The sequence below is a fragment of the Pyxidicoccus sp. MSG2 genome (assembly GCF_026626705.1).
GTDB lineage: Bacteria > Myxococcota > Myxococcia > Myxococcales > Myxococcaceae > Myxococcus.
The window spans coordinates 10097976-10116777 of the sequence record NZ_JAPNKC010000001.1 but is presented as its reverse complement, the minus strand read 5'-3'; the positions used below and the strand labels follow the sequence as shown (position 1 = coordinate 10116777).

Annotated in this window: 16 protein-coding genes; 3 read left to right on the top strand and 13 right to left on the bottom strand. The window is 69.8% G+C overall.

Annotation, left to right across the window (positions count from 1 at the left end):
- Window positions 1-17: 17 nt before the first annotated feature.
- The 3 genes from OV427_RS39420 to OV427_RS39410 form a co-directional block, all read right to left on the bottom strand.
- On the bottom strand, window positions 18-1187 hold the full coding sequence (locus tag OV427_RS39420; protein ID WP_267861384.1) for a PHP domain-containing protein: 1170 nt from the start codon (window positions 1185-1187) through the stop codon (window positions 18-20).
- A 115-nt stretch (window positions 1188-1302) separates the two neighbouring features.
- Complete coding sequence (locus OV427_RS39415; protein WP_267861383.1) at window positions 1303-3087, bottom strand: ABC transporter ATP-binding protein; 1785 nt, start codon at window positions 3085-3087, stop codon at window positions 1303-1305.
- Window positions 3088-3089: 2 nt separating this feature from the next.
- Window positions 3090-4973 carry a DUF4388 domain-containing protein gene (locus OV427_RS39410; RefSeq protein ID WP_267861382.1) on the bottom strand — a complete coding sequence of 628 codons (1884 nt, stop codon included), beginning with the start codon at window positions 4971-4973 and terminating at the stop codon, window positions 3090-3092.
- A gap of 58 nt (window positions 4974-5031) precedes the next feature.
- On the opposite strand from OV427_RS39410, the gene lpxB reads away from it, so the two are divergent.
- From lpxB to OV427_RS39395, 3 genes are read left to right on the top strand one after another with little or no spacing between them, the layout of a single operon-like run.
- Window positions 5032-6183 (top strand): lipid-A-disaccharide synthase, encoded by a 1152-nt coding sequence (gene lpxB / locus OV427_RS39405; RefSeq protein WP_267861381.1) that lies wholly within the window; start codon window positions 5032-5034, stop codon window positions 6181-6183.
- A gap of 18 nt (window positions 6184-6201) precedes the next feature.
- Complete coding sequence (locus tag OV427_RS39400) at window positions 6202-6906, top strand: polyprenol monophosphomannose synthase (RefSeq protein ID WP_267861380.1); 705 nt, start codon at window positions 6202-6204, stop codon at window positions 6904-6906.
- 17 nt (window positions 6907-6923) lie between these two features.
- On the top strand, window positions 6924-7550 hold the full coding sequence (locus tag OV427_RS39395) for a MarC family protein (protein ID WP_267861379.1): 627 nt from the start codon (window positions 6924-6926) through the stop codon (window positions 7548-7550).
- Here the strand turns inward: OV427_RS39395 and OV427_RS39390 are convergent.
- The 10 genes from OV427_RS39390 to OV427_RS39345 form a co-directional block, all read right to left on the bottom strand.
- Window positions 7543-8013, bottom strand: coding sequence for a hypothetical protein (locus OV427_RS39390; RefSeq protein WP_267861378.1), 471 nt, complete (start codon window positions 8011-8013; stop codon window positions 7543-7545). The genes OV427_RS39395 and OV427_RS39390 overlap by 8 nt on opposite strands.
- A gap of 26 nt (window positions 8014-8039) precedes the next feature.
- Window positions 8040-9062, bottom strand: coding sequence for an OmpA family protein (locus OV427_RS39385; protein WP_267863545.1), 1023 nt, complete (start codon window positions 9060-9062; stop codon window positions 8040-8042).
- 226 nt (window positions 9063-9288) lie between these two features.
- On the bottom strand, window positions 9289-10092 hold the full coding sequence (locus tag OV427_RS39380; RefSeq protein ID WP_267863544.1) for an LpxI family protein: 804 nt from the start codon (window positions 10090-10092) through the stop codon (window positions 9289-9291).
- A 29-nt stretch (window positions 10093-10121) separates the two neighbouring features.
- Window positions 10122-10898 carry an acyl-ACP--UDP-N-acetylglucosamine O-acyltransferase gene (lpxA, locus tag OV427_RS39375; protein WP_267861377.1) on the bottom strand — a complete coding sequence of 259 codons (777 nt, stop codon included), beginning with the start codon at window positions 10896-10898 and terminating at the stop codon, window positions 10122-10124.
- Window positions 10899-10927: 29 nt separating this feature from the next.
- Window positions 10928-11389 (bottom strand): 3-hydroxyacyl-ACP dehydratase FabZ, encoded by a 462-nt coding sequence (fabZ, locus tag OV427_RS39370; RefSeq protein WP_267861376.1) that lies wholly within the window; start codon window positions 11387-11389, stop codon window positions 10928-10930.
- On the bottom strand, window positions 11389-12453 hold the full coding sequence (gene lpxD, locus OV427_RS39365; protein WP_267861375.1) for a UDP-3-O-(3-hydroxymyristoyl)glucosamine N-acyltransferase: 1065 nt from the start codon (window positions 12451-12453) through the stop codon (window positions 11389-11391). Before lpxD ends, fabZ begins: the two co-directional genes overlap by 1 nt.
- A gap of 11 nt (window positions 12454-12464) precedes the next feature.
- Window positions 12465-13034, bottom strand: coding sequence for an OmpH family outer membrane protein (locus OV427_RS39360; protein WP_267861374.1), 570 nt, complete (start codon window positions 13032-13034; stop codon window positions 12465-12467).
- A 107-nt stretch (window positions 13035-13141) separates the two neighbouring features.
- Window positions 13142-15385, bottom strand: a complete 2244-nt coding sequence (gene bamA, locus OV427_RS39355) for an outer membrane protein assembly factor BamA (protein WP_420718381.1) — start codon at window positions 15383-15385, stop codon at window positions 13142-13144.
- Window positions 15386-15710: 325 nt separating this feature from the next.
- Window positions 15711-16385 carry an ABC transporter ATP-binding protein gene (locus OV427_RS39350; RefSeq protein WP_164001421.1) on the bottom strand — a complete coding sequence of 225 codons (675 nt, stop codon included), beginning with the start codon at window positions 16383-16385 and terminating at the stop codon, window positions 15711-15713.
- 2 nt (window positions 16386-16387) lie between these two features.
- Complete coding sequence (locus OV427_RS39345; protein WP_267861372.1) at window positions 16388-18790, bottom strand: ABC transporter permease; 2403 nt, start codon at window positions 18788-18790, stop codon at window positions 16388-16390.
- Between the last annotated feature and the right edge of the window lie 12 nt (window positions 18791-18802).

The following is an 18802-nucleotide window of genomic DNA, read 5'->3' as shown; positions in this document are numbered from 1 at the left end:
GGCTCCCGCGCCCTCTATCAGATGCCCGGCCCCCGGGGCAGCACGCGTACAGGGCTGGGGACAATCCAGGGCCGCCACTCCGTCCCGAAGAAGCGCCCCGGCGCCCGGGCCCACACCTCCACCTGCACCACGCCCTCCCCCGTGAGCTCCACGGACCTGCCGTCCGGACGGAGCCGTCCATCACCCCACACTTCCACCCGCACCGTGCCTTCCTCCGGGTTTCCCGGCAGGCGCACCTCCAGCACATCACCCACCCGGGCCTCGCGACGCTCCGGGTCCATTCCCTCCAGCGCGAAGCCCGCGGGCTCTCCCAGCGCCCGGAAGGCGCACAGCGCGCGACCGCTTCCGAGCGCCCGTGTCACCAGGGCCGCAGCCTGGGACGCGTCCTTCGGCAGGGGTGACGGCACCTGCTCCGGCAGCAGGTACATGGCCATGGATTCGAAGACCGCCTCGTAAGAGGGCAGCCCGTGGGCGTCATGGGCGCAGAAGGCGATTCGCGGCCGCTCACGCGACAGCTCCAGGAAGCGTGCTCCCGGCTCAGGGGTTGGCGTGGCGAGCAACATCACCCCGTGCCCCGGGTTGCCCAGGTATGCGCCCACCGCGGGGAGCAACCGGCTCACCGGATTGCTCACCGCCTGACGGAAGAAGGTGTCCGCTGAGTACAATTCGAAGCCCGGGGCCTCTCGCGCGCTCGCCTCGTCCTTCCAGGGATTGCGCTGCTGCACCGGGTGCGCGAGCACGGCCGTGCCTCCTGCCGCAGCCACTGCCTTCACCGCGTCTCCGGGCGGCATCCACTGGCGCACGCCCTCCAATGGCCGTTCCATGCCGAACGCGGCCAAGTGCCCTGAAGAGGTGGAGATCTCCACTCCCGGCACCAGCAGCACTCCGTCCACCCAGGCCGGCGCGGGGGGCTTGAAGTCGTTGTGGTCGGTGAGCACCACGAAGTCCAAGCCGGCCTCCCTCGCGGCGCGAGCCACTTCTCCTGGCGTGCCCCTGCCGTCAGAGCGGGTCGTGTGCACGTGGTACGCGCCGCGCACCCACCTGGGGGCCCCTTCCTTCGACGGCACCACCGGGTAGCTCGCAAACGAGGCCGGGAGCGCGAAGATCCCCGCGATTCCGAGTAGCAGAAGCATGAGGCCCAGCACGGCTCGGAGCCCCTTCGCCACCGCTGTCCGGACCCGGCTCATGCCACACCTCGCTCAGTGGGGCCGCGCGCTCGCCCCGGCCTGCACCGTACTCCGCTCGGGCCGCGTCTCCGCCCGCATTTCATGAAGCGAAGGCCGGCTCAGCCCCACCGAGCCTTCACGCCGCGCCCTGCTCCACGGGGCCATGCGTCTGCATCTGCCACAGTGATGCATAACGCCCGCCCTTCTGGAGCAGCTCCGCGTGCGAGCCCCGCTCCACCACGCGGCCCGCCTCCATGACATGCAGCACGTCCGCGTTCACCACCGTCGACAGCCGGTGCGCAATCACCAGCGCCGTGCGCCCCGGCAATACCGCCGCCAGCGCAGCCTGCACCTCGCGCTCACTCTCCGGGTCCAGGCTGCTCGTCGCCTCGTCCAGCACCAGCACCGGCGCTCGCGCCAGCACCGCCCGGGCGATGCACAGCCGCTGCCGCTGACCACCGCTCAGCGTCACGCCACGCTCACCGATGCGCGTGTCGTAGCCCTCCGGCAGCGCCCGGATGAACCCGTCCGCGTGCGCCACCTTCGCCGCCGCTTCCACCTCTTCCCTCGTGGCGTCCGGCCTCGCGTAGCGCAGGTTGTCCAGCACCGTGCCGTGGAAGAGCAGCGGCTCCTGCGTCACCAGGGCGAATTGCTCTCGCACGCTCGCCGCCGTGTAGCGGTCCACGTCCACGCCATCCAGCAGCAACTGGCCCTTCTGCGGCCGCTCGAAGCGCAGCAGCATCGACGTCACCGTGCTCTTGCCGCCGCCGCTGCCCCCCACCAGCGCCGTCACCTGCCCCGCCTTCAATTCCAGCGTCAGGCCGTCCAGCGCCTGGCGCTCCCCGTAGGAGAAGCGCACGCCCTCCAGCACGATGCTCCGCGACAGCGTCGGCGCCGGCACCGCGTCCGGCGCGTCCTCCACCGGGTGCTTCATGTCCAGCAGCGCGAAGAGGCGCTCTCCCGCCGCGCCCGCCTGCACCGCGAACTGCGTCACCCGGCCCAGCTCCTTCACCGGCTGGTACACCAGGATGACCGAGGTCAGCAGCGACAGCAGTGCCTCGGGCGGCATCAGCCGCGCGCTCGCCGCGTAGGCCAGCGCGCCCGCCAGCGCCGCCGCCGCCAGCACCTCCATCAGCCCCGGCACCGCGCCCCGCGCCCACGCCGCGCTCACCAGCGCCTTCTCGTGCGCCTGCGCATGCGCCGCGAAGCGGGCCAGCTCCGCCTCCTGGCCGTTGAAGGCCTGGATGGTCCGCAGCCCGCCCAGGCCCTCGTGCAGCTGCCCCGCCAGGTTGCCGAGCTGCGCCTGCCCCTCGCGCGTGCGCTTCAGCACCTTGCGCATCAGCCGCGATGCCGGCAGCGCCGCCAGCGGCACCACCAGCAGCATCACCCCGCCCAGCAGCGGGCTCATGGACAGCGCCACACCCGTCAGGATGATGGCCTGCAGGCTGTCCCGGATGTAGGCGCCCACCGTGTACATGGCCGCCGCTTCCACGGCGTTCACGTCCGACGAGAAGCGGCTGAGCAAGTCTCCCGTGCGCTGCTTCGCGAGCTGCGACGGCGACATCGAGGTGAGGCGCAGGAACAGCTCCCGCCGCAAGTCCCGCACCACCCGCTGCGCGAACAGCCCCATGAAGTAGAACTGCCCCAGGTACCCCACGCCCTTCGCCGCGCCCACCACCACCATCAACACCGGGAAGCCCCACAGCGCCGCGTCGCGCGGCAGGTCCGCCAGCCAGGGCACCCGCTGTGCGCTCGCGAAGCCCTCCTGCCCTCCGGAGAGCAGGAAGCGCAGCGCCGGCCCCGTCAGGTACGCGTACGCCCCCATCGCCAGCGCCACCGCCGCCGAGCCCACGAAGGCCAGCACGAGCACACCGACATGCGGGCGCGCATAGCGCAGCAACCGCCACAGCACAGGAAACATCGCTAGCGGCCCACCTTGCGCAGCGCCGCCTTGGCAAGCTGCGAATAGGGGTTGTACTCCAGCACCTTGAGCAGCTTCTTGCGCGCCAGCGGCGCGTCACCCAGGTCCGTGTCGATGATGGCCGCGATGATGTGCAGCCGCTCCACATACGGGCCCAGGGACAGCGCCTTCTTCAGCACCTTCTGCGCCTTCTGCGCCCGCACCAGCAACGCCCCCGGGGCCGCCAGGTACGTCGCCCAGGCCAGCCAGGCGTAGTACTCCGGCTCGTTGGGGTTGGCGTCCACCGACTCCTCGAAGGCGTGCATCGCCGTGGTGAAGTCGCGGCGCTTGAGCGCGGCCTCGCCCCGCCGCAGCGCAATCTCCGCCTCCACCACCACCGCCGTGTTGCGCCCCACGTCCAGCCGGCTGAAGAGGTACTGGAGGTAGGCCTTGCGCTTCTCCTCCACGCTCAGCACCCGGTACGAGGCGGACAGCTTCTCCTGCACCGACTCCAGCAGGTCCCTCAGGTCCAGGATGTCGTACTCGGCATACGTGTCCGGGTGAAAGCGCATCGCCGTCTCGTGGTACGCGCGCTCCACCGCCTCCGTGTCCGCGGCGATGTCCAGCCCCAGGCTGCCGAAGTAGCTGCGGGTGATGATGCGCACCGCCTCCTCTCGCAGGGACGCCGCCGTCTCCAGCGGGAGCGCCTTGCGCTTGCGCGGGGCGATGCGGTCCGGCAGCACCGCGTTGGACAGCACGTCCGCCCCCGTGGCCACCGGCGTCGGGGAGAACGTCACCCCTCCCGTCAGCTTGAGGAACCACAAGAGCGACACCGCCGTGCTCAACTCCCCTCGCCCGTGCGCGAGCAAATCCCTGAGCACGATGCGGCCGTTGACCTGCATGGCAATCTTCAGGTCGTCCGTGTCCAGCGCCATGGCCTGCAAATCACGACCGAACTCGGAGGAGCGCACCGGGTACTCGCCCAGGTTCGCCCGCAGCGAGGCCGCCATCACCTTCAGCGGGAAGCACCGCCGCGCGCCCGCCAGCACCGGCGCCAGCGGTGGCACCTCCACCGAGGCCACCTCGGTGGTGAACTCGTCGCCCGAGTAGAAGGAATAGCGCCCCTCGCGCATGCCCAGCACCCGCTCCAGCCGGTCGCGCGTGTAATCACGCAACAACTGCAACAGCTCTTCGCCCGCAGCCTCCACGCCCGCGTCCGCCAGCGCCGCGCCGATGCGCAGACCCGAGGCCAGGGACTCCACCACCCGCTCCGCCTGCTGCGCGGTGAGCACCTTGCGGTCCACCAGGACGCGCGGCAGCGAGTCCGCCTTCGACGAGGAGTCGTAGCTCACCGCCGCGCCGCGCAGGAAGAACACGCGCCGGCTCAGGTCCCGGTGCGCCACCACCAACACGCCGTCGCGGCGCAGCCGGTAGAGCGAGTGCAAGAGCCCCGGCAGCGGGTAGCCCTTCAAGTCCCCCGAGTTCACCGCGGGCTTGGACAGCGTGGCCGCCAGACCGGTGAGCGGCACGGCCTGCGCCGCGCGCAACAGGGTCTCCAGCTTGGGCACCAGTTCGCCCGGCTTGAGCGGATCCGCGATGTACGCGTTCACCTTGAGGTCCAGCACCGCCGCCACGCCGCGCGCCCGGCCCAGGTGGCCCTTGTCGATGGCGACGATGGGGACACGCGCGCCCTGGCTGTGGGCCCGGATGAGGTGCACCACGTGCGCACCTTCCACACGCGGCAGGTCCACCGCCAGCACCACCACCGCCGGGTTGTCCGCCGCGAAGTGCTCCATCGCCGTCACCGCGTCATTCACCGCGCGCACGGTGTACCCGGCCTGGGAGAGCAGGCCCTTCAGGTGCTCGAGCGTGGGGGGATGGCTCTCGGCGAGCAGAAGCGTCTTCAAGGCTGCCTCACTCTACACCTTCACCCGCTCCCGCATCAGGTACGATGCGCGCCCCCTCATGACGCCCCCGCCCCGCATCCTCGTCGTGGCCGGCGAGGCCTCCGGTGACACCCACGCCGCAGAGCTCGTCGCCGCCCTCCAGGCCCGCCGTCCGGACCTCACCTTCTTCGGCATGGGCGGCTCCCGCCTGGCCGCTCGGGGGGTAGAGCTCCTCTTCGACGCCCGCGAGGTGTCCGTCATGGGCATCACCGAGGTGCTCCCCCGCATCCCCCGCATCCTCCAAATCCTCAAGGGGCTGGCCCACGCCGCCGCCGAGCGCCGCCCGGACGTCGCCATCCTGGTGGACATCCCGGACTTCAACCTGCGACTGGCGGAGAAGCTCAAGGCGCTGGGCGTGCCGGTCGCCTACTACGTGTCGCCGATGATCTGGGCCTGGCGTCGCGGGCGCGTGCGCACCATCAAACGCCTGGTGGACCGGATGCTCTGCATCCTCCCCTTCGAGGAGGCCTTCTACCAGGAGGCCGGTGTGAGCGCCCGGTATGTGGGCAGCCCCGTGGTGGAGCAGGTCCCCGCCCCCGACAGCGCCACCGCCTTCCGCGAGCGCCTGGGCCTGCGGAAGGACGCCCCCACGCTCGCGCTGCTGCCCGGCAGCCGGATGAGTGAAATCCGACGCCTGCTGCCCACCATGGTGGACGCGGCGAAGCAGCTCGCCGCCGAGCGCCCCGGGCTCCAGGTCGTCGTCCCGGTGGCCCCCACCATCCCCCGCGAAGAGGTGACGTCCCGCTTCGAGGGCAGCGGCCTGTCCCCCATCCTCATCGAGGGACGGGCCCCGGAGGTGGTGGGCGCCAGCGACGCGGCGGTGGTGGCCTCGGGGACGGCCGTGCTGGAAGCCGGACTGATGCAACGTCCACTGGTGGTCGTCTACCGCGTGTCGCTCATCACCTACTGGGTGGGACGGCTGATGCTGAAGGTGGCCTTCGTGTCGCTGGTGAATCTCCTGGCCGGCCGGAAGGTGGTACCGGAGCTGCTCCAGGGGGACATGACGCCCGAGCGCATCGCCGACGAGGTCCGCCGGGTGTGGACGCCGGGCGCACCCCGGGAGGAGATGCTGCGGGGGCTGGCGGAGATGCGCGGACGGCTGGGAGAGGCCGGGGCCGCCACCCGGGCGGCGGAGGCCGTACTGGAGCTGCTGCCCCCGCGCCCCGTTTAGGGTATGTCCGGCCGGGTCATGAACCCTGCCCTGGTCTGCATCCCCACGTACAACGAGCGGGAAAACATCGAGGCCATCGTCCAGGCGGTGCTGAAGGCCGACGCCCGCGTGGACATCCTCGTCGTCGACGACAACTCGCCCGACGGCACCGGGCAGCTCGCCGACGCGCTCGCCGCGAAGGACTCGCGCGTGCGGGTGCTGCACCGCGAGAAGAAGGAAGGCCTGGGCCGCGCGTACCTCGCCGCCTTCCGCTGGGCCCTGGCCGAGGGCTACACGTACATCCTGGAGATGGACGCGGACTTCAGCCATGACCCGCGCTACCTCCCGGGGTTCCTCGACGCGGCCCATGCCGGCGCGGACCTGGTGCTGGGCTCTCGCTACGTGACGGGCGGCGGCACGGTGAACTGGGGCGTGGGCCGACAGGTCATCAGCCGCGGCGGCAGCCTCTACGCCCGCACGATTCTGGGCGTCGGCATCCGAGACCTCACCGGCGGCTTCAAGTGCTTCCACCGCCGGGTGCTGGAGTCCATCGACCTGGATGCGGTGAAGAGCACCGGGTACGCGTTCCAGATTGAGCTCACCTACCGCACCCTGAAGAAGGGCTTCACCGTGCGCGAGATTCCCATCGTCTTCGAGGACCGCCGCGTCGGGCACTCGAAGATGAGCAAGAAGATCTTCGCCGAGGCCCTCACCATGGTGTGGAAGCTGCGGCTCAAGGTGTAGCCCGAAAGAGGCGTGCCATGACGGGCTACGTGTCGCTGTTCCTGGTGTCGCTGTCGGCGGTCTTCTTCGTGGTGGACCCCGTGGGCGTGGTGCCGCTGTTCCTGGCGATGACGGCCGGGGACTCGCAGGAGAAGGTGCGCCGCACGGCGATGCGCGCGTGCCTGGTGGCGTGCGGGATGATGCTGTTCTTCGCCCTCTTCGGCGGCGTCATCTTCAAGGTGTTCGGCGTGTCGCTGGGCGCCTTCCGCGTGGCTGGCGGAATCCTCCTGCTCATCACCGCGCTGGACATGCTCCGCGCCCGCCCGTCCGAGACGCGCACCACTCCCACCGAGGAGCAGGAGGGCGTGGTGAAGGAGGACGTGGCCATCGTCCCGCTGGCCATTCCGCTCCTGTCCGGCCCCGGCGCCATCGCCACCGCCATGGTGCTGATGGCCAAGGGGGACTCGCTGACGTCCGCGATTCCGGTGCTGGCCGCCATCGTCCTGACGTTCGTGGCCAGCTACTTCATCCTCCGCGCGTCCGGGATGATTCAACGCGTGCTGCGTCAGTCCGGCGTCGCGATTGTCGAGCGTGTCATGGGACTCATCCTCGCCGCGATTGCGGTGCAGTTCATCGCGGACGGCGGCAAGGAATTGCTCAGATAGGACCGGGGGCCGCCACCCAGGCGGGGCCCTCGCGCCTCACCAGGCCCTGCGGTGTGCCCTCCAGCGAGAGTTGCTCGGGGCCCGCGCGGCGCGCGTCGTAGGCGTAGCCGTCCTGCACCTCCTGCAGGTACACGACGACGGCGTCGAGCACGTTCTCCTGCACCACCTTGAAGGTGCCGTCCCCGCACAGGGGCTCGTCGCCCGCGAAGAAGCGCTCCAGCATCGACTCCTCGGGACGCCGTACGAAGACCACCACCGGCGTGGGCTCCTCGCGTCCCTCCGAGGCCAGCTCGCGCACCAGCTTCGCCGGCGTCGGCTCCTTCAGCACCGATTGGAGGAGCTGGCACTTCTCCGCCTCCCCCTCGTGCGTCACCGCGACCCGGGCCTGATTGTGCGCGCAGCCCGTGCTGCCCAGCAGTCCCAGCCCGAGTACGGCCCAGGCCATCCGGTGGAATCGGCTCATCCGTCGTCTCCTCAAGTCGCTCACCGTCACAGCTTCCGCCACCGTGGGGGGTACGGCGCCTGCTGGAGCGTCGGATCCTCCACTGCGATGATGTACTCGGCGCGGCGGTTGCCCACCTCCGCCGTCTCGTCCGGCGTCGCCACCGCGGGCGCCTGCTCGCCAAAGCCCTCGTAGAGCACCGGAACCCGCAGGCCGCGCTTCCGGAAGTACACGGCCAGACTGCGCGCCCGCTTGAGCGACAGCTCGCGGTTGTCCGCCGTCGGACCCACGGTGTCCGTGTGGCCCAGCACGTACAGCCGCAGCGCCGCGAAGCGCCCGTACTTCGACAGCGCGTCCGCGATGAGCGCGTGGCTTCTATCCAGCTTGCTTCGTTCTCCCGCCGGCACGTCCGCGCTGCCCGAGGCGAAGTTCACCTCCTCGTGCGGGATGTCCACCTGCCACGGGAACAAATCCAGGCCCGTGTAGAACTCGGACGTGTCGAAGGCCCGGAGCGAAATCTTCATCACCCGGCCTTCCTCCGCGGGCCAGGTCAGCTCCAGCGGCGTGCCCGCCGGCTCGCCCTTGAAGGACACGTCGCCCATGTAGGCCTTCTTGCCGGTGTCCATCAGCACCGTCAGCTCCGCCCGCGCCGCGGGCCGGCTCAGCGTGAAGCGCAGCTTGCGCCCCGCGACGTCCACGTCCTCCTTGCGGACCTCCAGCTTCAGCGGGCCGTTCAGCTCCGTGTCGAAGGACAGCGGCAGGGTGCCGGCCTCCGCGTCCGGAAAGCGCACCACCAGCTCGCCCTCGTAGTGGAAGCGGCCCTCCGGCTGCTCCAGCTCAATCCGCCGGGTGATGCCCGGCTTGCCGCCGCCCTTGAGGTTCAGCTCCTTGCCGTCGCTGCGCTTGAGCTTCACCTCGAAGCCGGCGATGGGCTCCTCGATGTGGACGAGCAGCGTGGGCAGCTTCTCCCCCAGCGCGGCGCGGCCCTCCAACGAGACGCGGATGGCGTCCGCCAGCGCGGGCAGCGGCGAGCACAGGGCCACACAGAGCAGCAGCAGGCGGGGGTTCATCACGCGGCGTCGACCTCCGGCGTCACGAGCAGCGGGCCCAACAACGGCCCGGTTGGGTGGATTCCTCCGTGGCAGGCTAGGACGAGGCTCCTCTGGGGGAAATGCTCCCGACACGGGACGTTTGAGGTGCGACGTTATTCACCCACGTCAGGGCACCCGGTGAAACAGCCGTGCAGGCGAGCCGCTCCTGGCCCGTCAACCCCCGGGCCGGCCGCATTCGCCTCGCTCAGGGCACGCCGACGATGGTGATGCCCGCGGACTCAGCTCCGGCGAAGAGGGCAGGTGCGTCCAGCAGCACCGTGCGCCCTACCTCGAGCGCCAGCACCTTCGCGCCCACCTCCTTCATCACGTCCAGCGTGCGGGGTCCCACCGCCGGCAAATCGAAGCGCAAATCCTGCTGCGGCTTGCAGCGCTTCACCACCACGGCGCCGCCACCGCCCAGCTTCCCGCCCCGGCGGATGGTCTCATCCGTGCCCTCCACCGCCTCCAGCGCGAGCACGTGGCCGTTGTGCACCACCACCGTCTGGCCCACGTCCGCCTGGCCCAGCAGCACCGCCACCTCGCGGCCCAGCACCACGTCCTTCTCCTGCGCCGGGTGGAGCTTCGGTCCCGCCAGGTGCCCTTCCGGGCACAGCACCTCGCCGAGGAAGTCCGTGGGGGCGATGATGGTGACGCCGCGCGCCTCGAAGTCCGCGGCCACCGCGCGCAGGAGCGAGTCGTCCCGGAAGCTGCGCAGCTTGGAGATGATGCGCACCGCGCCCAGGTCCGGCCGGGCCTCCGCCAGCGCCCGCACCCGGCCGATGCCGCCCGCCATGGCCGCCTGCTTCACGCCCGCCTCGCGGAAGGCCTTCTGGATGCGGTCCACCTGCCCCACCCGCACCCACGTGAGCAGGGTGACTTCCGAGGCCAGCGCCGGGTCCGTCTCCCCCCGGTGCGCTACGGCCACCACCTCCAGGCCCCGCGCACGCGCCGCGCGCGCGAAGAGGAAGGGCAGCCGGCCGTTGCCCGCGATGAGGCCGATGCGCTCCACCGCCGACGCTCCTTCCATGGCCGGGGGCACTAGCGCGTCAGGCCGCGCTTGCTCTGCAGGACGAAGTCGATGAGGTGGTCCACCTCGGGATGGCCCCCCAGCTCCGTGCGCAACCGGGCCAGCGCGTCCTGCAGGCCCAGCTTCGAGCGGAACATGATGCGGTGGGCCTCCTTGATGCGCTCGATCTGCTCCTTGGAGTAGCCGCTGCGCTCCAGGCCCACCGTGTTCAGGCCCACCAGTTCCGCCCGGTCTCCCTGCGCCGTGGCGTAGGGCGGAATGTCCATGGTCACCATGGCGCCGCCGGAGATGAAGGCGTGCTTGCCCAGCCGGGTGAACTGGTGCACCGCCGCGAGGCCACTGATGATGACGTGGTCCTCCATCGTCACGTGCCCCGCCAGCGCGGAGCCGTTGCCGATGCGGCAGCCGTTGCCCACGACGCAGTCGTGCGCCACGTGGCTGTTGGCCATGAAGAGGTTGCCGCTGCCGATGCGCGTGGCACCGCCGCCGCCCGCCGTGCCCTTGTGCAGGGTGACGAACTCGCGGACCTGGTTGTCGTCCCCGAGGACGAGCTCGGTGTCCTCGCCCGCGTACTTCAGGTCCTGCGGGTCCGCGCCGATGGAGGTGAACTGGAAGATGCGGTTGCGGGCGCCCAGCGTCGTGCGGCCCTCGATGACGACGTGCGAGGCCACCCGCGTGCCCTCGCCGAGCGTCACCTGGGGACCGATGACCGTGTAGGGCCCGACCTCCACCGACTCATGAAGGCGGGCGCCGGGATGGACCACCGCGGTGGGATGAACCTGAGCCATGACCTCTCCTATTGCTCGCGCGGCCGCGGTCAGGACGCCGCGCTCTCGTCCGCCTTGGCGTTCTTGTCCACGACGGTGGCCAGGAACTCGCCCTCGGCGACCCTCACGCCATCCACCGTCGCCGTGCCCTTCGTCTTCCACACCGAGCCCTTATGCCGGACCACTTCAATCGCGAGCTGCAGCCTGTCTCCGGGAATCACCGGCTTGCGGAAGCGCGCGCCGTCCACGCCCATCAGGTAGGTGAGCTTGCGGTTCGGGTCCATGCCCTCGCTCTTGTAGGCGAGGATGGCCATGGCCTGCGCCAGCGCCTCCAGGATGAGCACACCCGGCATGACCGGCTGGCCGGGGAAGTGGCCGTTGAAGAAGGGCTCGTTGATGGTGACGTTCTTGTACGCCGTCAGCTTCTGACCGGGGATGATCTCCAGCACCCGGTCGATGAGGAGGAACGGGTACCGGTGCGGCAGCAGGTTCTGGATCTCTTGGATGTCCATCACTCCCCCTTCTCCTTCTCGAGCGTCTCCACCCTGCGGCGCAGGGCGCGCATTTCCTTGAGCAGGTCCGCCACCTGTCCCGCCGCGGCGCTGGCCCTCAGCCAGTCGCGGTGGGGCACGGCCGGACTGCCGCTCACCACCTGTCCGTCCTCCACGTCGTGCGCCACGCCGGACTGGGCGCCGACCTTGGCCAAGTCGCCCACGCGGATGTGGCCCACCACGCCCACCTGCCCGGCCAGCACCACGCCGGTGCCAATCTCCGCCGAGCCGGACACGCCGGCCTGCGCGCAGATGAGCGACAGCGGACCCACCTTCACGTTGTGGGCAATCTGCACCAGGTTGTCGAGCTTCGTGCCGCGGCCCACCACCGTCTCACCCACCGTCGCGCGGTCGATGCACGTGCAGGCCCCGACTTCGACGTCGTCCTCGATGCGGACGATGCCCACCTGGGGAATCTTGAAGTGCTCCGGCCCTTCCGCCCCTTCCGGGTTGAAGGCGAAGCCGAAGCCGTCCGCGCCCACCACGCTGGAGGCGTGGAGGATGACGCGCGCGCCGAGGATGCAGCGCTCGCGCACCGTGACGTTGGGGTACAGGATGCAGTCGTCGCCCACGCGGGCGTGCTCGCCCACATAGGCGCCGGGGTACAGCACCGTGCGCGCGCCCACGGAAGCGCCGCGGTCCACCGAGGCGCCGGGCAGCACCGCGGCCGCTGGATGGACGGTGGCCTCCGGGTGCACCCACGCGCCGGGACGTACGCCCGGGGACGGACGCGAGGGCGGGTGGAACAGGGCCAGGAGCTTCGCGTAGGCCAGGTGCGGGTTGGGCACGCGCACGAGCGCTACCCCGTCGCGGGGCGGCGTGTCGGTGCCCACCAGGACGGCGGAGGCGCGGCTGGCCTCGAACTGCCGCCGGTAGCGCACGTTGCCGTAGAAGGACACGTCCCCCGGGCCCGCTTCCTCGAGCCCGTTGAGTCCGTGGATGAGCTGCTCTGGGTCGCCGAGGAGCTCACCGCCCACGTGGGCGGCAAGCTCCCCGAGCCGTCGGGGGGTCGAGGGGGTCTGCACGGGGGAGCCGACTACTTCTTCGGAGCGTCCTTCGTCGGCGCGTCCTTCGGCGCCGCGGCGGGCTTCTTCGCCGAGTTGTACGCGCGGATGACCTCGTTGGAGATGTCGTGCTGCGAGCGGGCGAAGACGAGGCCCGAGTCGCGCTTCTCCAGGACGAAGGACAGGTCGTCACGCTCGGCGAGGCCGGCGATGACCTGGTCGATCTTCCCGACGATGGGCTCCATCTCCTGCCGCTCCTTGTTGGCGGCCTCGGCCCGGCTCTTCTCCCACTTCTGCGCGAGCACCATCACCTTGCGCTGGAGCTCCGCCTCCTTCTGCGCCTTGGTCTCCGGGCTCATGGCGCTGGCCTGCTTGTCCAGCAGCTCCTTCTCCTTGCGGAGGGTGTCCTGCTCCCGGTCGATTTCCTTCTGGCGCTCATCCAGCCACTTCTGGAGGCGGGCCTTGGCGGCCTTGCCGTCATCCACCTCGAGCAGGACGCGCTGCAGATCCACGAAGGCGATCTTCTGCTCGGCGGAAGCAGCCACCGGCAGGGCGAGCGAAACGACAGCGGCCGCGGCCGCGATGGTGGTGCGAAGCGACATGTTCAACAGCTCCTAGGGAAGGTTACAGGCTCCGACGGCAGGCCCCCGGGCTTGTTCAATCCCCCCCGAGGGGGGGGTGGAGCCGGGAAAAAGCGGAGCACGGCTTATCAGAAGAAGTTGCCGATAGTGAACTCGAACAGGATGCGGTCGTCTTCCGGCCGCCTGGTGAGCGGGATGCCCCACTCGAAGCGCAGGGGGCCAATGGGCGAGAACCAGCGGAAGCCGAAGCCCGCCGAGTGGAAGAGGCCGAGCGGCAGCTTGTCCTGCTTGTCCTGGAAGAAGCGCTCGGTCGTCGCGAAGGAGTTGCCCGCGTCGTAGAAGAGCACGCCGCGCAGGCCGGCCTTCTCGAAGATGGGGAACTCCAGCTCGAGGTTGAAGATGAGCTGCTTGTTGCCGCCCACCAGGAAGTCCGTGGTGGTGGCGTCCGGGTTGCCGGAGCGGGGCACCTTCACCGAGGGGCTGATGCTGCGCAGGTAGTAGCCGCGGACGCTGTTGATGCCGCCGACGTAGAAGAGCTCGGAGATGGGCAGCGGCTTGTCCTGGTCCAGCTGCTGGATGTAGCCGATGGTGGCGTTGGTCTTGAAGACGAAGCCCAGCGGCATGGGGAAGTACAGGCGCGAGTACGCGGTGTACCGGTTGAAGAGGAACGTGCCGCCCAGGAAGCCGGGGGCCGTCTCCACCGAGCCATAGTGGATGAAGCCGCGCGAGGGGAACAGGCGGTTGTCGCGCCGGTCGAACGACACCGACAGGCGCAGCGCGCTGGTGACGCCGGACAGGAACTGGTTGGCCAGCAGCACCGCGCCCAGGTTCTGCCCCGCCTCCACGTCCACCCACTCACGCGAGTAGCCGACGGTGCCCAGCAGGTCGTCGATGAACTGGTAGCCGATGGAGACGCTGCCACCCGTGGAGTTGCGGATGAAGCCCTCGTAGTCCGCCTGGACGCGGAAGAACTCCGTCGACAGCAGGTACTTCGTGTCCAGGAAGTACGGGTCATAGAAGGACAGCTGCACCAGGGAGCGCAGGCCCGAAATCTGGGCGGACGCGGAGACGCTCTGGCCCCAGCCCAGGAAGTTGTTCTGGGAGATCTGCGCCGTGAAGATGAAGTTCTCCACGTTGGAGAAGCCGAGGCCCACCTGGAAGGTGCCGGTGGCCTTCTCCTTCACTTCCACCTGCAGGACGATGGTGTCGTCCTGGCTGCCGGGGCGCTGGGTGATTTCCACCGTCTCGAAGAAGCCCAGGGCGGTGACGCGCTCTCGGCTGCGGCGCACGCCGGTGCCGCTGTACAGCTCGCCCTCGTATACGCGCAGCTCGCGGCGGATGACCTTGTCGCGCGTCTTGCTGTTGCCCACGACTTCGATGCGCTCAATCGTGACCTGGGGGCCCTTCTGCACGTCGAAGGTCAGGTCCACCGTCTTGTTGTCCGCGTTGACGCTGGTGACGGGGTTGATGTTCGCGTAGGCGTAGCCGCGGTCGTAGTAGACGTCCGAGACGGAGACGATGTCCTGCGACAGCTGGGTGCGGTTGAAGCGCGCTCCCGTGCGCGACTGCATCAGCGACGCCATCGTCTCCTTGGACACGTCGGGGAGCACGTCACCGGAGAAGTCGATCTTCCCGATGTCGTAGGACTCGCCCTCGGTGACGCGGATGGTGATGTAGATGAAGCGCTTGTCCGCGGAGAGCTGGACGCCGGGCTTGTCCACCCGGACGTTGATGAAGCCGCGGTCGAAGTAGGCGTACTGGATGACCTGGAGGTCGCGCTCGAAGGCTTCCTGGCGGTAGGTGCCCTCGCCGGTGAAGAAGGAGAAGTAGCCACCCTCGCGGGTGATCATCGTCTCCTTCAGCACGCTCGCGGGGACCTTCTCCGCGCCGATGAAGGTGATCTGCTTCACCATCACCTTGGCACGCTCGTTGGTCACGAAGATGACGTCCACGCTGCCGGGGCTGTCCGGCACGGGCTTGATCTGGTGGGTGACCTCGGCGAGGAAGTAGCCCTTCTCCACGTACTTCGCCTGGATCTTGGCGACGCTGGAGCGCACCGTCTCCATGTCCAGGATGGTGTTGGGCTTGACGTCGATGTCCTCCTTCAGGTCCTCCTGGCTCAGCTCCTCGTTGCCCTGAAGCTGCACGAGCCGGATGACGGGCCGCTCCTCGACGCGGACGACGTAGGCCACGCCCTTGGGGAGCCGCTGGACGAGCAGCTCCACGTTCTGGAAGTAGCCCAGGGCCCAGACCGCGCGCAGGTCCTGCGCGGTGTTGGCGGGCAGCAGGGGCTGGCCCTCCTTGGTGCGCAGGGCGCGGCGGATGGCCTCGGCCTCCACGCGCTTGTTGCCCTCGACGCGAATCTCCACCACCCGGTTGTCGTCGTCCGCGGAGACGGGGGCGTCCTCGGGAGGAGCGACCTCGGGGGTTGGAGCCGCTTCCGGGACGCCCGCGTCAGAGGGCTCCAGGGAGAGGGCAGAAGGAGAGGTCACCGCCGGAACAGGCGCGGGAGCGGGCACACCACCGTCCACCTGGGCCCGGACGCGTCCGGGCACGAGGGAGAACAGGGCGACCGCCAGCAGCGGGAGCAGTGACTTGCGCGACAGAACGGGGAGCCTCAAGGGGAGACCGGCCAGGAAAAGGCGGGGCAATGTACGGGAAGGGGCGCGAGTCCCTCAATCCAAAAGCAACGGGTCATCACGCCTCCGACACCTCGCCCCCGGCCAGCCTCAGACGGCGGGGCATGGAGCGAGCAAGCGTCTCGTTGTGGGTGACCACCACGGCGGTGATGCCCAGATCCCGGTTTACCTCGCGAAGGAGCTGGTGGATGCCCTCGCCGGTGGCCGGGTCCAGGTTGCCGGTCGGCTCGTCGGCGAGCAGGACGGCAGGCTTGAGCACCAGGGCGCGGGCCAGGGCCACGCGCTGGGCCTCGCCACCGGACAATTCGCCGGGGCGGTGGTCCACGCGCTGGCCCAGCCCCACCCGCTCCAGCAATTCGCGGGCGTAGGTATAGGCCCCGGTGCGCTCCCGGCGCTGGATGAGGGCGGGCATGGCCACGTTTTCCAGGGCGGTGAACTCCGGCAGGAGGAAGTGGCTCTGGAAGACGAAGCCGATGGTGCGGTTGCGGAACTCGGCGATTTCCGCGTCGTTCATGGAGAAGACGGAGCGACCGTCGAAGAGCACCTCGCCGGCGGCCGGCGCGTCCAGGGTGCCCAGCACGTGGAGGAAGGTGCTCTTCCCCGCGCCGGAGGCACCAATCAGCGAGACGAGCGAGCCCTTCTCGATGTCCAGCGACACGCCGCGCAGCACGTCGATGCGCTTGCCATGCAGGAAGTAGCTCTTGAAGACATTGCGGATGGACAACAGCGCCATGGCTACTCCGCCTTGAGGCCTTCCACCGGCTCCACGCTGCTGGCCTTGAGGGCCGGGTAGATGGAGGCGAGGTAGGTGACGAGCACCGCGATGACGACGGCCAGCGCGGTCTGCACGGGCTCGATGCGCACCGGCAGCGCGGGAATGTAATAGACCTCCGGGTCCAGCTTGATGCCCACCTTCTCGATGAAGACGCACCAGGCAAGTCCGGAGAAGAGGCCCAGCAGGCCGCCCGCGACGCCAATCTGCAGGCCCTCGGCGAGGAAGATCTTCACGATGCCGCCGTCGGAGACGCCCAGCGCCTTGAGGACGGAGATCTCCTTGCGCTTCTCCAGCACCAGCATGATGACGGTGGCGACGATGAGGCCGGCGGCCACGACGATGATGATGGACAGGATGATGCCCATCACCAGCTTCTCCAGGCGCAGCGCGGAGAAGAGGTTCTTGTTCATCTCCCCCCAGTCCCGTGCCCGGTAGGGGTATCCGCCCAGCACCTTCACCACCTGCCCGGCGATGCGGCGCGCGTCGTCGATGTCCGCCACCTTCAGCTCGATGCCCGAGGCGCCTGAGACTTCGAAGAAGTTCTGCGCCTCCTTGAGCAGGATGTAGACGAACTTGGAGTCGTACTCGTACATGCCCGAGTAGAAGATGCCCGCGACGCGGAAGGCGCGGCTCTTGGGAATCGGCCCCGACGGGCCCAGCTCCGTGCCGAGCGGGGACACCACGTTCACCCGGTCTCCCACCACCACGCGCAGGGAGGCCGCCAGCTCGCGGCCGACGATGATGCCCGGCAGCACCGCGGGCTTCGTCGGCTTGCCGGAGCGGCGGATGATGTCGTCCTCGGCGCCTGCCTCCGTACCGCTGCCGCCCGCGGGCGAGGCGGCGTCCTCCTCATCGAGGAGGCCGCGGTTGAGGATCTTCTCCGGCGTGTAGAGGATTTCGAGCTTGCCGCCGCCGAGGAGGTAGTTCGGCAGGTCCGTCACCGAGCCCACCGTCTGCGGGTCGATGCCCTTGATGATGACGCCGTCGACGTTGCCCTCGGAGGCAATCATCACCTGGTTGATGATGAAGGGCGTCTGGCCCACCACGCCGGGGACGCGGCTGATGGACTCCATGACCTTGGGGTACTCGGGCAGCTCGCCCGCGTACTTGGACACCACCGCGTGCGCGTTGGTGCCCAGAATCTTCTGCTGCAGGTCGGCCTCGAAGCCGCTCATCACCGACAGCACGATGATGAGCGCCATGACGCCCACGCCCACGCCGCCCACGGACAGCGCGGTCATCATCATGGTGGGCGACTGCTCGCGCAGCTTCAGTCGGTTGAGGTCGGAGGCGGCCGCCAGCGGGTCCGCCACGCCGAGCGCACGGATGCGGGTGCGCTCCACGGCGGCTTCCGCCGAGCGGATGATGAAGTAGATGAGCAGCGGCGGGATGATGCCGAACATCAGCACCGCCAGCGTGCCCAGCAGCAGCGACGGGCGGAACACCGCCACGTGGCGGCGCGCGACGAACAGCTCGAAGCCCAGCTTCAGGTCCACCCGGCCGCTGCCGGCGGCGATGAAGCCGGTGTTGATGCCCAGCACCAGTGCCAGCACCAACGCGGTGAAGACCAGCCAGTACGCCAGCTCCGGGCGGCCGAGCAGGCCCGCCACGTACGTCACCTCGCGCAGCCGGTAGCCGAGCGCCAGCTGCAGCGCGGGCACCCGCTCCATCAACGTGAGGACGATGGGGATGGGCAGGCCGAGGTAGAGCACGCCGATGGTGGCTTCGGGCAGCGACAGCCGCTGCGCGCGCGAGGCGCCGATGAAGCCGCAGATGAAGGCCACCGCGCACGACACCACCAGGGAGATGGCGAAGGCCCCGGTGGGCGGCAGCGACAGGCCCCCGCCGACGTTCTGCGCCGAGCCGCCCAACTCCGTGGACGGCACGCCGCTGGAGAGCACCGTCTGGAGGAGGATGAGGGCCACCTCCGCCAGGAGGATGCCGCCGCCGTAGGCGCCCAGCGTGCTCCAGTAGAAGTCCCGGTAGCGAGCCAGGCGCGGGTACAGCGGGGCGCCCGCGGCCGGGCTGGGCCCCTCACCGGGGCCGGTGGCGCGGCGGATGCCGGCGGCGATGAGCCCCCAGCCCGCCAGCCAGACGAGCGTGCCGGACACCAGCATGCCGGGGCTGCCCTGCGCGCCGGCCCCGCCCACGGCGGACCGGACGGGCAGGAGCACGGCGGCGTCGAACACCTGGAGCACCCCACCCCACCCGAGGAGGGACAGCCCCAGGGCGCCGCTCACCTCCGCCCACGCCTGCGACGCGGAGATGGCCAGCCCGAGCAGGATGAAGCCCACCAGGGCCACGAGGGCCCCGGTCCAGATGAAACTCCAGCGATGGACGGTACGCCGTTCGGCCGAGTGCACGAGGCCTCCTGG

Coding starts and splice junctions, on each gene's coding strand:
- OV427_RS39420 (WP_267861384.1), bottom strand. CDS start 1,187: ATGAGCCGGGTCCGGACAGCGGTGGCGAAGGGGCTCCGAGCCGTGCTG.
- OV427_RS39415 (WP_267861383.1), bottom strand. CDS start 3,087: ATGTTTCCTGTGCTGTGGCGGTTGCTGCGCTATGCGCGCCCGCATGTC.
- lpxB (WP_267861381.1), top strand. CDS start 5,032: ATGACGCCCCCGCCCCGCATCCTCGTCGTGGCCGGCGAGGCCTCCGGT.
- OV427_RS39400 (WP_267861380.1), top strand. CDS start 6,202: ATGAACCCTGCCCTGGTCTGCATCCCCACGTACAACGAGCGGGAAAAC.
- OV427_RS39395 (WP_267861379.1), top strand. CDS start 6,924: ATGACGGGCTACGTGTCGCTGTTCCTGGTGTCGCTGTCGGCGGTCTTC.
- OV427_RS39390 (WP_267861378.1), bottom strand. CDS start 8,013: ATGAGCCGATTCCACCGGATGGCCTGGGCCGTACTCGGGCTGGGACTG.
- OV427_RS39385 (WP_267863545.1), bottom strand. CDS start 9,062: ATGAACCCCCGCCTGCTGCTGCTCTGTGTGGCCCTGTGCTCGCCGCTG.
- lpxA (WP_267861377.1), bottom strand. CDS start 10,898: ATGGCTCAGGTTCATCCCACCGCGGTGGTCCATCCCGGCGCCCGCCTT.
- fabZ (WP_267861376.1), bottom strand. CDS start 11,389: ATGGACATCCAAGAGATCCAGAACCTGCTGCCGCACCGGTACCCGTTC.
- OV427_RS39360 (WP_267861374.1), bottom strand. CDS start 13,034: ATGTCGCTTCGCACCACCATCGCGGCCGCGGCCGCTGTCGTTTCGCTC.
- OV427_RS39350 (WP_164001421.1), bottom strand. CDS start 16,385: ATGGCGCTGTTGTCCATCCGCAATGTCTTCAAGAGCTACTTCCTGCAT.